The organism is Coriobacteriaceae bacterium, assembly GCA_025992855.1.
In the GTDB taxonomy this organism is placed as follows: domain Bacteria; phylum Actinomycetota; class Coriobacteriia; order Coriobacteriales; family Coriobacteriaceae; genus Collinsella.
Map to the genome: position 1 here is coordinate 1,851,940 of DAJPGB010000001.1, position 13,311 is coordinate 1,865,250.

The window sequence follows — 13,311 nt, forward strand, 5'->3', positions numbered from 1 at the left end:
CACCCTGCTTAGATCAAAACCTGCTAAGGAGTTTTTCCATGCGTAAGATTAAGACCATCGACGACATCACTAAAGACGGCAAAGTCGAGTTTGGCGAGGGCTACGAGTTTGTGGGCACCGCCGAGGAGGCCGACGCTATCCTGATGCGCTCCACCGACCTGCACGGCTACGAGCTGCCCGAGGGCATCCGCGCCATCGCCCGCTGCGGCGCCGGCGTCAACAACATCCCCGTCGAGGAGTACGCCAGAAAGGGCGTCGTCGTCTTTAACTCTCCCGGTGCCAACAGCAACGCCGTCAAGGAGCTCGTCCTGGGCATGCTGGTGCTTTCGAGCCGCGGCGTCGTGCAGTCGATGAACTGGGTGCGCAACAACGCCGACGACCCCGAGATCCAGGTCGATGCCGAGAAGGCCAAGAAGGCCTTTGTGGGCCGCGAGCTCAAGGGCAAGCGCATCGGTGTCATCGGTCTGGGCAACGTGGGATCCAAGGTCGCCAACGCCTGCGTCGATTTGGGCATGGACGTCTACGGCTACGACCCGTTCATTTCCGTCGAACACGCTTGGGTGCTGAGCCGCGAGGTGCAGCGCGTGGGCACGCTCGAGGACCTGTGCCGCGGCTGCGACTACCTCACCGTGCACGTGCCCAGCAAGGCAGACACCATCGGCATGATCAGCACCGAGCAGATTGACCTGCTGGCCCCCAACGCCGTGCTGATCAACTACGCGCGCGAGACCATCATTGACGAGAACGCCGTCGACGCCGCCCTGCGCGAGGGCAAGCTGAGCTGGTTTAGCTGCGACTTTGCCACACCCAAGACCGTCAAGATGCCCAACACGTTTATCACCACGCACTCGGGCGCCGGCACCGGCGAGGCCGAGGCCAACTGCGCCGATATGGCCATTAGCGAGCTCAAGGATTACCTGGAGAACGGCAACATCGCGCACAGCGTCAACTACCCCGCCTGCAGCATGGGCAAGGCGCGCGCCGCAAGCCGCATCGCCTGCCTGCACGCCAACGTGCCCAACATGATCGGCCAGATCACGGCCATCCTTGCTAAGGACAACGCCAACGTGCAGCGCATGACCAACGAGTCCGCCGGCGAGAACGCCTACACCATGTTCGACACCGACGAGCACCTGGACGGCAGCACCATCGAGGCGCTCAAGCAGATTCCCTCGATGTATCGCGTGCGCGTGATTAAGTAGCGCCGGCACCAAACCTGCCAAACGGACCACGAAGCCCATTCGGCCCCCGTTTTCACAAAACGGGGGCCGATTTCGTTGCTTACGGGCGGCTTTAAAATGCTACCCAAAACAAGTTTTTTCGGATAATCGACAGTGGAACCCAAGTCGCTAAGCACAATCGCCTTGACAACCAGATTTATCATAGGTTTTAGCAGGTAAAAATCGATCTCTATATGCCACATTCAAGTTGACTGTCGATTTTCCGAAACAACTTGTTCTGGGCAGCATTTTTCTAAGCCCCTCCAAGGCGAAATTGAAGCCTTTTCGCGACCGAAACTCCAGTTCCTGCGACCGTTTTCGCCCGCGGGACTACATTCTCGCCCAATCAATGAAAATCTCCTCACGAAGCCGCCGTTCGAGCCCCTGCTGCCGCGGCGTCTTGTCTTTCAACGGCGCATCGAGATAGGACATGATAAGCTCCATCACCACGCGGAAGGCATCAGAGTCGGCCAGCTGACCATAGGTCAACAGAACGACAGGATATCCCATCGCTTGCAGGGCCGTCGTTCGATCGGAATCCGAGATCTTGGATTCTATGGATCCGTGAATGGCCTTACCTTGACATTCAACCAGGCACTCTCGGCTGCCGTCCTTATTTGACAGCAGAATGTCGACATAGCGCCTATCAAGCCCCGAAATCAGGCGGGCACTGCGCGTCATACGAATCTCAACGTTATTGGTAAGGCGCAGCCCTTCGCCGCCGCGCAACCTCGAAAGACCAAACAGCATCGAAGCCTGGACCTCGAGCGGCGATGCCGCCATCCCCGTAATGCATTTCGCGGCACGTGTGAACGATTTGGCACCGCGGAGCCCCCGGATCTTATCGACGTACTCTGCAAGTTCAGAGAGTTCGATCAAGGGAGGTCGTTTCCATAAGTCCGTTGGATTCCCGGAGGCATCCCTTACGTTTTCCCAGCCCAGCTGCGCGTCGCCCCACTGATCACCATACGCCTGCACAAGTGCCGACTTTACCTGGGGCGCAATCTTGCACACGGCAAAGGTGCCGCACATCTCATACATGCACATGATCAGACGTTCGTTTGAGACCGAGGAAGCGAGGGTCAGCAGGGTAAAGAGCGGAGACGTAACATCAAGGCCAAACTCCGTCTGCTGCACGGAGCCAAACGGCCTCGCCCCGTTCCACACATGCCTGACAATGCGATCGCCCTTACGCCCGCAGCCGCCCTGCGCTAACACGTGTAACGGGGTGCACAGGAAATGCGTGACGAGTGGATGCTCGCAAAGGCGCTCTCTGCGCGGATCGTCCACAGAATCGGGCAGGTCCGGCATTATCGCCAAGACCTGTGGAGGCATCCGATGATACCGAAAGGCGGATATGTCGCAAAGCATGTCGTCCATGAAGGGTACGTACCCACCGCGTCGTTTGTGAACCCACTCGGGCGGCAAACGCGATGGCTCGGCCTGCGAACGGTAAATACCGCTGCGCGCACGTCGCCGATCTCTCAGGAGGCTTACAATCGGTTTGGAAAGCAAACTGATTGTGAGGTTGCATATGGTTGATGAGGACTTTGCCTGGCGGCTTGCGCAGGAGCTTGTTCGGATCGATAGCTCAGATCCAGGCGCGTATGAGAGCGATATCGAGAGGCATATCAAGGGGCTGATCGAGTCGCAGGTTATGGGGCTCGATTGTCCTGCGCTGGATGCGGTGCTGGTCGAGGAGCTCGAGGTGCTTCCCGGGCGCCGCAATCTTATGGTCACCGTGCCCGGTTTGAGCGACGAGCCGCGACTTGTCTACATCTGCCACATGGATACCGTCACCTTGGGCGACGGGTGGGATGCGGACATCCCGCCGCTCGGGGCGACCGTGCGCGACGACAAGCTCTACGGCCGCGGCGCTTGCGACATGAAGGGCGGCCTGGCCTGCGCCATTGCTGCGCTCGTCCATACGCTCGAGCGCGTGGCGGTGTGCGGCGAGCTGCCCCGCCGCGGCTTTTCGCTCATCTGCTCGGTCGACGAGGAGGACTTTATGCGGGGCTCCGAGGCCGCCATCGATGCCGGCTGGGTTGGCTCGCGCGAATGGGTGCTGGACACCGAGCCCACCGATGGACAGATTCAGGTGGCGCACAAGGGGCGCACGTGGTTCGAGATCGAGATGTCCGGTGTGACGGCGCACGCAAGCCAGCCATGGAAGGGCGCGGATGCCGTCGCCGCAATGGCCGAGGTCGTGTGCGCGCTTCGTCACGCGTTTGCGGAGTTACCTGCACATGATGAGCTGGGGCCCTCAACCATCACGTTTGGCCAGATCGAGGGCGGGTATCGCCCCTACGTCGTACCCGACCGCGCCAAGGTCTGGGTCGACATGCGCTTGACGCCGCCGACCGACACGGCGGCCGCGACTCGCATGGCGGAGCAGGCCATTGCCACAGCGGAGGCGGCAGTCCCCGGCTGTCATGGCAGCTACACCGTGACGGGCGACCGCCCCGCTATCGAGCGCGACCCGGGCTCTCCCCTTCTGGCAGCGCTCAAGCATGCGGCAGATGACGTGACGGACGTAGATACGACCGTCGGCTTCTTTACCGGCTACACCGACACCGCCGTTATTGCCGGCAAGACGGGCAACCGCAACTGCATGAGTTACGGCCCCGGGTCACTTGCGCTCGCCCACAAGCCCAACGAGTACGTACCCCATGCCGACATCGTTCGCTGTCAGCAGGTGCTGGTCGCACTCGCCGATAACGCGCTCTGGGACGCGAGCGGCCAAGTTGGGGCATAATAAGCCGCGAACAAACCGACTCACACGTTAGGACCGCCCATGAAAGCACTTCCGTTTCCCTGCATCCGTCCGGCTCAGGACCGCGTGCTCGAGGCGCTGCCGCAGATGGGCAGCATCCTGGGCGGCAACGATACCCTGCGCGGCACCATTGCCGATGGCCTGATGCTCAAGGACCCAGGCGCGGCGTATTACGTGTACGAATGCTCGGGCGAGCCGGGGCGTGTGACGGGCGTCGTGGCGATTTGCCCGATCGGCGTGATTGCAGGCGGCGAGGCCGATGCCAGCGCCGACGCGACCGCCGCCGCACGCGCAATCGCCGAGCTCAAAGTTCAGCCCCGTCCCGTGTCGCTCGCCTACGAAGCCTCGCCCGTTATGGATATCATCCTGGGCGCCGCCAAAGAGGGCGCGTCGCTCTACGCCGTCACCGACCCCGCGGGCATTACGCACCGCGTGTGGGAGGTCAAGCGCGAGGACGCCGTCGGGGCCATCCGCGCCATGCTCGATCAGGCGCCCGAGCCGGTACTGGCCGACGACCCCGCCTACGCCGCCGCGCTGGCCGGAGCCTCGCAGCTCCTAGCCGACGAGGCCCGCGCCGACGGCACATATACGGGCAAGGAGCCGTTCAACTTCACCGTGGCCGCGCTCTTCCCTGCCGCGCAGGTCAGCGGCGCCGCACCGCAGGTCCCGACGGGCCTGCTCACCCACCAAGTCGCGCGGTTCTAGAGGGCTCAAGCGCTCAGTACAAAACTCGGCACCCAAACGAACAAGGGGCGGGGATGCAATGCCAACGCATGCATCCCCGCCCCCTTCGCATCGAGCAAGTATGCCGGCGACCCATGCACCGCGCTCGCGCTACCCGCGCTGCGGGCCCGCTGCCGCCACGAGCGGCTCCAACCCCAGCTCGCGCGCGTAGTCTTCCTGCGTAAAGATCTCGACCAGTTCAAACATATCCGTCGCATCGTCAAACGCAAAATGCAGCACGGAGCAATTGCCCGGCACGCGGTCGCGCTCATCGGCCGCCGCGCCCTTCACGTGGTCCATAAACTCTTTGATGGCCGACCCGTGGCTCACCGCCAGCACGCACGTATGGTCCGGACGCTGCATGAGCTCGGTTAGCGTCGCGACCATGCGCTCGCGCACCTGCATCTGACCCTCGCCGCCAAACTGGCGATAGAAGTCGCGCCATGGGCGCTCGGGCATCAGCATCACGCGCTCGGCCTCAAAGTCGCCAAAGAACCATTCGCGCAGGCCGTCCAGGCGCTCGTACGCCAGGCCCGGCCACAAGTTGGCGATGGTCTGCTCGGTGCGATGTAGTGTGGAGGTGTAGGCGTGATCGGGCTCAATGCCGCGCGCACGCAAGAACATGCCGGCGCGCGCCGCTTGGCCGCAACCAAGCTGCGTGAGCGGCGAGTCGCTCCAGCCCTGAATAATGCGCTTGAGGTTAAATATTGTCTGCCCGTGACGGACCAGATACAGGTCTTTATTCATAGGGGTCCTTTCGTTCGTTACCAATCAAGGAGCGAAAACGCCCCGTCGCGATAGCCAAAATGAAGCACGGCACCGTTGTCGGGCATCTCTCCCCCGCCGGCCACATACTCAAGAAACTCCCGGCAGGCAGAGCCGTGGGAGACTACCAGCACACAGTTATGCTGCGGCCGGTCCATGATACGGGACAGCGCCGCGACCATGCGCGACCGAAGTTGCGCTTCCGACTCGCCACCAAAGGCAACCGGATAATCGCCCAAGGGCTGCGGCGGCATCTCGCGGTTTGATGTACCCTCCAGCGAGCCCAAATGCCACTCACGCAGGTCGTCGACCAGCTCTATGGAACAGCCTTCGCCAGCAATAAGCTCTGCCGTATGCCGCGCCCGGCCCAGCGGAGAGGAATACACGTGATCGAAGGTCACGCCACGCACCTCAAACGCCGTGCGCGTCGCAAGCGCCTGCTCGCGCCCACGCGCCGTCAACGGCGAATCATGCCAGCCCTGCAAAATGTTCCGCACATTGAACTCAGTCTGCCCATGCCGCACCAAATACAAATCGGCCACATGCCCTCCCCTCGAACCACCGCAATGGGGACAGGCACCTTTGTGGTGGTTTTACAGCCATCGAACCGCGCCGCACAACTACACCAGCACGTCGGCCAGCGGGCGCTTGGGCACGTGATGCACCTGCGCCTCGTCGCGCCAATAATTGATAGAACCGTCGGGGTTGGAATCGATCGCATCGATCACCTGCATCTCGGCCGGAACGCCAAACGCCATGATCAGTTTGAGCTCATACTTGTCGTTATCGAGCCCCATGGCATCGATCGCGTGGGGCGTAAAGGCCTTGAACATGCAGGCTGCCACCTCGGGCGTTGCGCTGCGGGCGGCGAGCATCATCGTCTGGGCGGCAATGCCGGTGTCGACCTCGGTGATGGGCGCGGCCGGCTTGCCCGGAACGGCGCGCTCGGCAAGAATCGCGATATAGCCGGTCGGCCGCTCGCCCTCATCGGGACCCGGCCAATCCTTGAGCGCGCCGGCCCACGCGAGCTCGTCAAACACGCGTGCGCAGTCCTCGGCACCGCTCACCACATGAAAGCGCAGGCGCTGGGCATTGGCGCCGCACGGGGCCAGGTGCGCCAGCTCCGCCAGCTCGAGCAAAAATTCGCGCGGCACGCGCATGGACTCGTCAAAGCGACGGCACGTGCGGGCGCGGCGGACCAGTGCGTCAAACGCGTCCAGGCCAAGCTTCTCGCAACCCTGCTTTGCCATCGACTCGGCGCTCACCGGCGCCGCGGGAACTGCTTCGTTCATAGAGACCCCCAATAAAAGCCAATTGTCCTTAGGAAAATCTAACCTAAAACGTAGGCAATAACGCTCGGCGGCGCAATGTTCCACAACTGTTGAATAGTCCCCACCAAAACGGGGATAAAGGTAACAATTCGGGATTGTGGGGCGGCAATTCACCCTTCCCGCCCCATGCAGTGGCGCCCTTGGGCGATACTTGTTGCAGTAATTTTGGCGTACGCCGCACGGAAAGCAATGAACGCGACGTGCACCGCACGGAAAGGAGACATCATGGGCATCTTTAAGAACGATGACCAAAAATCGAGTCAGTTTGGATTTGACGAGAAAAGCATGGCGGGCAAGGCCGTCAAGGCCGTGCGCTGGATCTACGCCATCACCGGCGTCGTCGCGCTCCTCGCCGGCATCGCACTGCTTTTTGCACCTGCCAAATCCCTCGTCTTTTTGACGACTGTCCTGGGCTTTTACTTTGTAATCACGGCGGCCATCAGGCTGTTTACCGCCATTTTTGAGCCGTTGCTGCCCACCGGTTGGCGCGTGACGAGCATCATCTCCAACCTGCTCATCATTTTGGGCGGCGTAATAATCCTGCGCAATCAGGCGTTCTCGACCGCGACCCTCACCACGCTCGTGGTGGTCGTTGCCGGCTTTGGCTGGATCGTTGAGGGCGTCATGTCGATTCTGGAGTCCGAACTTTCGTCCAACCGCGCCCTCGCCATCCTGAGCGGTGCGCTCTCCATCATCGCGGGCATGTTCGTGTTTATCTATCCGCTGTGGTCGGCCAAGATGCTCGTCATCTTTAGCGGCGCTGCACTGTTGGTGTTTGGCGTGACGCTGATTGTTCGCGCCATTCAATTTGGCAAAATGGTGCACTAGATGCCGCGAACCCTTTTTATTGACGCTGACGCCTGCCCGGTCACGCGCGAGTCAATCGACTGCGCGCGACGGGCGGGCGTCGCCGTTGTTATCGCCGGCAACAGCACGCAGAACTTGGAACGCCACATTCGCCGCGACGACCCGCGCGATGCCCAGCACGCGCGACGCGGCTTTTGGGTCTCGACGCTCGACGTGAGCGTGGGCGCCGATAGCGCCGACTTTGCCATTGTCGAGCGCCTGCAGGCGGGCGACGTGGTCGTGACGCAGGACATTGGCCTGGCGAGCATGGTGCTCGGGCGCGATGCCGCCGCCATCGGCGTGCGCGGGCGCGTCTACGACAAGGCGACCATCGATATGCAGCTGTTTATCCGCCACGAGGAAAAGAAGGTGCGCCGCGCAGGAGGACGCACCCGCGGACCGGCAGCCTTCACCGGCGAAGACCGCGCCCGCTTTAAACGCAACCTCACCGAGCTGTTGCGCTAACAAAGGTAGATTTTTGGGACATGCCCGGAAATCTACCTTTTTTCGTTTAGGGGCAGCAGACGCACCCTGGAACCATAGCTCAACAAATAACGGACTTCAAAATGCCGCCCCACCGCATGCGCGGGTATTGAGGATGGCAGTTTTGAAGTCCGTTTTGTTTGGCTTGCTTAGAGCCCAAAGGCGGAGAGAACAAGGCCCCAGCCGGCGCCGATGACGTACATCATGACTAGGAACAGGGCGTTTTCACGGGCGCTGCGGTTGGTGCGGAACAGCACCAGGTAGCCCACGCCGGCAGAAATGAGCGTGCCGGCGAGCATCGGGGCCAGTTGCAGTGCGCCTTCGAGGTACAGCTGCGTAATGACGACGCTGGCAGAGCAGTTGGGAATTAGGCCGACGAGCGCCGAGCCCAGGACGGCGAGCGTCTCGTTGCCGCGCAGGAACTGCTCAATCGCGGATTCGCCAAAGGTCTCGAGCACGGCGACCAGAATCAACGTTACCAGGAAAATGAACACCGACACCTGCACGGTGTGCGAGATCGCGCTGCGGATAATCGACAGGACGGGCGCGCCCTCGTGGGAGTGACCATGGTCGTGACCGTGGTGATGCTCGTGCTCGCCCGCGTGGTCGTGGTCATGGTGGCGGCCGTGGTTGTGGTCGTGCCCGTGGCCGTCCTCATCGTCGTCGCATCCGCAATGGTCGCGCTCGCACAGCTCGTGGATGTGGTCGGCGCTCACGCCCGCCTCGGCCACCTCATCGATGATGTCGCCGCCGGTGTGGTCATCGTGCGCACAGTTCACATGGGCCGGATTTGCCGCGGTTCCCAGCACGGTGCGACGGATCGCAGCATGCGCGCGGGCATTACGGCGCAGCCCGCGAATAGCAGCGTCCACGATAAAGCCCGTGACCAGCGCGATCAGCGCCTTCGACGCCAGCAGCATCGCCATGGTCTGCACGGGAACCTGCTCGGCGAGTAAGAGCGGCAGCATCTCGTCGGAGGTCGAAAGGAACACCGCCACCAGCGTGCCCAGTGTCACGACGCGGCCGGCGTACAGCGTAGCCGCCATGGCCGAAAAACCGCACTGCGGCACGATGCCCAGCAGCGAACCGACAACCGGACCCGCGGCGCCAGCGCGCTTGATGGCTCCGTTGACGCGGTCGCCCGCAACATGTTCGAGCGTCTCGAGTGCAAGATATGTCACTAACAAAAACGGCACCAGCGACAGCGTGTCCTTGCCGGCGTCGAGCAGGATATCAATCAGCAAATCCATGACGGATGGAACCTTTCGTGTCTTTCGGCAGCATTGTAAAAGTCCTAGCGGTCAACTAGGGTATTGTAGTTGTCCTAGGCGCGGTGCCAATAGTTGCCCATGGTAAACTATCATCTCGCCATAACTCAGTAACCACGAGCCGCGCGACGCGGCCCGTCCAAGGAGCAGCATATGAACGTTTCGCAAGCACTCGAATACGAGCGCCAGCCGTTTATCCCCATGTTTATCTACGGCGACCACGGCGCCATGGAGTCCGAGCGCCAGAAAGGCGAGGAAGCCCTTAAGGTGCTCGAGACCGAGTACTTTACCGCCGAGGGCGACCCCGGCTTCGACTTTGCCACCGTGCGCGACCTGGCCGACCGCAACCGCGACCTTTGCGACCAGATTGGCGAGGCACGCCTGCGCAATGTGACGCCCGCGACGCTCTCGCGCGGTCTGTCCGACGCCGACACCTGCGCCGCCATCGGCAAGATGCAAAAGCGCACAGCCGCGTCCGTCATGCGCGAGATCCGCGGCGACCGCGACGCGCTCGGTGTGGCGTACGCCCGCAAGCCTATCCAAGGCACAGTGCTCGGCATCGACATCGAGACCACCGGCCGTGCACCCGAGCGCGGCTACATCATCAACGTGGGCTGGGAGATCATGGAGCTCACCAGCGACGCCGTCCCGCACGACGCCGAGGCACACTACTGCGGCCTGCCCGATATCTACCGCGGCGAGGATGTGCCGCTGTCGAATATCCACCACATCACCTGGGACGACATCGACGGCAAAACGCCCTTCCGCGAGAACAAAGAGCTGCAAAAGCAGCTGCTCAAGCTTATGAAGAAGTACCCGTACATGGCACACAACGCCGCCTTTGAGGACAGCTGGTTCAAGATCCACCTGGACGGCTACGCCGAGGCACGCCGCGCCGGCAAGATCATCGTCATCGACTCGCGCCAGATCTGCCGCAGCCTGGATGCCGACGTCCGCTCGCTCCCCCGCGAGTCCGCCCCCGCCGCGCTCGAGAACTGGGCGCGCCGCCGCGGCACCCTCGCCGCCGACGCCAACGAGCAGCACCTGGGCCTCGACGACACCGATCTCATGCTCCGAACCGTCCAAGCCGAGTTCAACCTCAAGAACCTGTTCGCGAAGTAGTGAAGTCGGTCGCAATAACACTCATAACGGCACAGCACAAACAGCAGCAAGCCAGACGAACGCAAAGAAAACGGGGCACGGCCTTTCGACCGCGCCCCGCCTTGCATTCTCGCGGCAAAGAACGCTGCCTGCCACTCATTTTGAAATACGCCCATCTACATTTTTTGAGTTGCGCGGTTTACTCAGCTCATCGCCGAAGCCTTTTTCGCCGTTGCGGAGCCAAAACCCATTCTGAAACCGACTGGTCTGGCGCCCTAACACCTGGTTCCGGTCATAAATTGCACGACAGACGCAGCTCCATCGACTTTTTTACATGAGTCAAAACCGCCTAACTCGAAAAATGCAGATGACATCTACGGAAATTCGCCCAAATGAGGCCAAGTGACAGAAAACTCTCCATTGGCGCCAACCGTTCAACCGCGCATCGGGTGAAAACTACCGTTCACAGAAGATGCGCCGCGTTTCGGCGCCGTTGCCCGATGCCCTCAGTGTGCAGAACACAAGCTATGTCATGATGCGCATATGGGAATCGTTCTGTCACATGCCACGGCACGGGCCGTATACCAAGCAGCCGAGTCGGTCGCGCTATTCACGACCGATCACATACCCATGGAAAAGATCAGGGCATCCATCCCAACCGAGCCCGACCTGCAGACGGCCCAATCGTGGCTGAACGGAAAAGGCATCGAGTCCAAGACCATCCACGTCCTGACGTACTCCAATAACGCCCGAAGGCATTGCGATAGATGCGTTTGCCATCGTACACGCTATACCTTCGACTCGGAAAGCTACCTTGGGCTCGAGGCTGGCGTCTATATCGTTGACATCAAACTATGCGCCCTGCAAGCCGCAAACGATCTCAGCCTTCGGGAACTTGTTGAATACTACTTTGAAATCTGTGGCTCCTACGCACTCGACGCATCCAACGAAACAGGATATCGTGAGCGCCCCGCCCTAACCAATACCGAAGCGCTCAGGAACTTCTTTTCCCAGGCATCGGGCTATCGCGGCTCAAACAATGCAATCAAGGCGCTTGGATATGTGCGCGACGGCTGCCGCTCTCCGCTCGAAACGGCTTTCGTCATGATGCTCACAATGCCCAAATCCGTGGGCGGCTTTGGTATTCGCGCCATCAAAACTGACTTTCCGGTCCCAGTTCCCAAAAGGTACTCTGCCCTTACGAGGCGCACCGTATTCTACTTCGACGCGCTGCTCGAAAAATCGATGACCGACATCGAGTACAACGGATTTTTCCATGATGAGCCCGAGCAACAGGCGATTGATGAGGAGCGTCGAAACACGCTTCGAAACATGGGGTATGCCGTTATCACTATCAGTCGCCATTCATTTTTCAAACAGTCCGCCTTTAGACGGGTTATGGAAGCGATTCGCATTCGCGAGAAGATCTGCCCCGGGCGTCTCCCGGATGACTTCCCAGCCCTCCAGGAGGATCTTCGCCAATTTGTCTTGCGGCGGTACTTCGAATATGGTCGCCGAATCCTCGAAGAGCGCAGAGAGGCACAGGCAACAGAGCAAGAAATTGCGAGCCAGTATCCGCAGGTTGACGACCCGAGCATCAACGAGACCCCCGAACCCGATGACATGCAGCATGTTGGCGAACTAGCTGAGGAGATGAACCTGGTTGACGATGCTAGCCCGCACGCGAAATCTGTCGGCCCGCGCACTGAAGACGACATGATTGTCGATTTGATCGAGGGCCTGCTGTTCTAAAACCTGTTTCCGCATTTGCCCGACTGCAATTTTCGAGTTGCGCGGTAACAGTTGCGCACAACTCATCCTCAAATGGCTCGAGCCAGCTCTCCAAATACATGGATAGCGCGCTTAAAAAATTTCGATTGAACAATTTATTGCATTTTTGACCAGATATTTACATCAAAAATAACCAAATACGCACTTTCAGAGAATCCGCGAATAGCCTATCGACCGCGCAACTCGATTTTTGCAGATGAACGATGAACCGAGCCATACGCAACTAGAAAAATCCCACTTCGGCGGCAAGCGATTATCAAATAACGCCACAAATAGCATTGACATATGAACATGCGCTCATATACTCGGAAGTAAGTTATATGAGCGCATGTTCATATGAAAGGATGTTGCAATGGGCGACCACGCTGATGAAACAAAGGCAAGCCTCGAACCCGTCGTTCCCACCACCTGCTCGCCCGAGGACCTGCCCGACGAGGAGCTGCTCTACGACCTGGCCGATCTGTTCAAGGTCTTCAGCGACACCACGCGCATCAAGATCCTCTATGCCCTCATGGGCCGCGAGCTGTGTGTGGCAGACATCGCCGAAGCGACCGAGACGTCGCAATCTGCGGTTTCGCACCAGCTGCGCACGCTCAAGCAATCGCACCTGGTCAAATTCCGCCGCGACGGGCGCAATATCCTCTACTCGCTTGCCGACGACCATGTCTACACCATGCTCAACCAAGGCATGAGCCACATCTGCGAATAGCGACCAACCACGGTACCAACGCGGCCTGCACCCAAGCCGCAAAAACAGAGAAAGGAACCCACCATGAAAAAGCAGTTCAAGCTCGACGAGATCGACTGCGCCAACTGCGCGCGCAAGCTTCAGGACGAGCTGGCTAAGCTCGAGGGCGTCAAGTCCGTTTCGGTCAACTTTATGACTCAGAAGTTGACGCTCGAGGCCGACGACGCCGAGTTCGACGAGGTCCTCGACCGCGTCGTGGAGTTTACCGCCGACGCCGAGCCGGACTGCGAGATCATTCTCTAGTCTGCGTATACGCTGACCC

14 protein-coding genes are annotated in these 13,311 nt (G+C 60.4%); 9 read left to right on the forward strand and 5 right to left on the reverse strand.

Annotated features, from left to right (window positions below):
* Positions 1 to 38 precede the first annotated feature (38 nt).
* Positions 39 to 1,202, forward strand: coding sequence for a phosphoglycerate dehydrogenase (locus OIL88_07890; protein HJI72277.1), 1,164 nt, complete (start codon positions 39 to 41; stop codon positions 1,200 to 1,202).
* Between the two features lie 348 nt (positions 1,203 to 1,550).
* Here the strand turns inward: OIL88_07890 and OIL88_07895 are convergent, their stop codons facing one another.
* A complete protein-coding gene (locus OIL88_07895; protein ID HJI72278.1) occupies positions 1,551 to 2,600 on the reverse strand; it encodes a hypothetical protein in 1,050 nt (349 codons plus the stop codon).
* 154 nt (positions 2,601 to 2,754) lie between these two features.
* Between OIL88_07895 and OIL88_07900 the strand changes: the two genes are divergently transcribed.
* Both OIL88_07900 and OIL88_07905 read left to right on the forward strand, forming a co-directional pair.
* On the forward strand, positions 2,755 to 3,975 hold the full coding sequence (locus OIL88_07900; protein HJI72279.1) for a M20 family metallopeptidase: 1,221 nt from the start codon (positions 2,755 to 2,757) through the stop codon (positions 3,973 to 3,975).
* Positions 3,976 to 4,014: 39 nt separating this feature from the next.
* Positions 4,015 to 4,698 carry a DUF1015 domain-containing protein gene (locus OIL88_07905; GenBank protein HJI72280.1) on the forward strand — a complete coding sequence of 228 codons (684 nt, stop codon included), beginning with the start codon at positions 4,015 to 4,017 and terminating at the stop codon, positions 4,696 to 4,698.
* Positions 4,699 to 4,827: 129 nt separating this feature from the next.
* On the opposite strand, the gene OIL88_07910 is transcribed toward OIL88_07905, so the two are convergent.
* The 3 genes from OIL88_07910 to OIL88_07920 form a co-directional block, all read right to left on the reverse strand.
* Positions 4,828 to 5,463 (reverse strand): histidine phosphatase family protein, encoded by a 636-nt coding sequence (locus tag OIL88_07910; protein HJI72281.1) that lies wholly within the window; start codon positions 5,461 to 5,463, stop codon positions 4,828 to 4,830.
* A 17-nt stretch (positions 5,464 to 5,480) separates the two neighbouring features.
* Positions 5,481 to 6,023 carry a histidine phosphatase family protein gene (locus OIL88_07915; GenBank protein ID HJI72282.1) on the reverse strand — a complete coding sequence of 181 codons (543 nt, stop codon included), beginning with the start codon at positions 6,021 to 6,023 and terminating at the stop codon, positions 5,481 to 5,483.
* Positions 6,024 to 6,101: 78 nt separating this feature from the next.
* Entirely contained in the window at positions 6,102 to 6,773 is a 672-nt protein-coding gene (locus OIL88_07920) for a nitroreductase family protein (protein ID HJI72283.1), read from the reverse strand.
* Between the two features lie 264 nt (positions 6,774 to 7,037).
* On the opposite strand from OIL88_07920, the gene OIL88_07925 reads away from it, so the two are divergent.
* Both OIL88_07925 and OIL88_07930 read left to right on the forward strand, forming a co-directional pair.
* Entirely contained in the window at positions 7,038 to 7,640 is a 603-nt protein-coding gene (locus tag OIL88_07925) for a DUF308 domain-containing protein (protein ID HJI72284.1), read from the forward strand.
* The gene (locus tag OIL88_07930; protein HJI72285.1) at positions 7,641 to 8,123 is read left to right on the forward strand and encodes a DUF188 domain-containing protein; all 483 of its coding nucleotides are present in this window, start codon (positions 7,641 to 7,643) and stop codon (positions 8,121 to 8,123) included.
* Between the two features lie 167 nt (positions 8,124 to 8,290).
* On the opposite strand, the gene OIL88_07935 is transcribed toward OIL88_07930, so the two are convergent.
* Entirely contained in the window at positions 8,291 to 9,391 is a 1,101-nt protein-coding gene (locus OIL88_07935; GenBank protein HJI72286.1) for an arsenic efflux protein, read from the reverse strand.
* Between the two features lie 171 nt (positions 9,392 to 9,562).
* Between OIL88_07935 and OIL88_07940 the strand changes: the two genes are divergently transcribed.
* From OIL88_07940 to OIL88_07955, 4 genes are all read left to right on the forward strand, one after another.
* Positions 9,563 to 10,531, forward strand: coding sequence for a 3'-5' exonuclease (locus tag OIL88_07940; GenBank protein HJI72287.1), 969 nt, complete (start codon positions 9,563 to 9,565; stop codon positions 10,529 to 10,531).
* A gap of 522 nt (positions 10,532 to 11,053) precedes the next feature.
* On the forward strand, positions 11,054 to 12,262 hold the full coding sequence (locus OIL88_07945) for an endonuclease domain-containing protein (protein HJI72288.1): 1,209 nt from the start codon (positions 11,054 to 11,056) through the stop codon (positions 12,260 to 12,262).
* Between the two features lie 391 nt (positions 12,263 to 12,653).
* A complete protein-coding gene (locus tag OIL88_07950; protein HJI72289.1) occupies positions 12,654 to 13,010 on the forward strand; it encodes a metalloregulator ArsR/SmtB family transcription factor in 357 nt (118 codons plus the stop codon).
* Positions 13,011 to 13,073: 63 nt separating this feature from the next.
* The gene (locus OIL88_07955) at positions 13,074 to 13,292 is read left to right on the forward strand and encodes a heavy-metal-associated domain-containing protein (protein ID HJI72290.1); all 219 of its coding nucleotides are present in this window, start codon (positions 13,074 to 13,076) and stop codon (positions 13,290 to 13,292) included.
* Positions 13,293 to 13,311 lie beyond the last annotated feature (19 nt).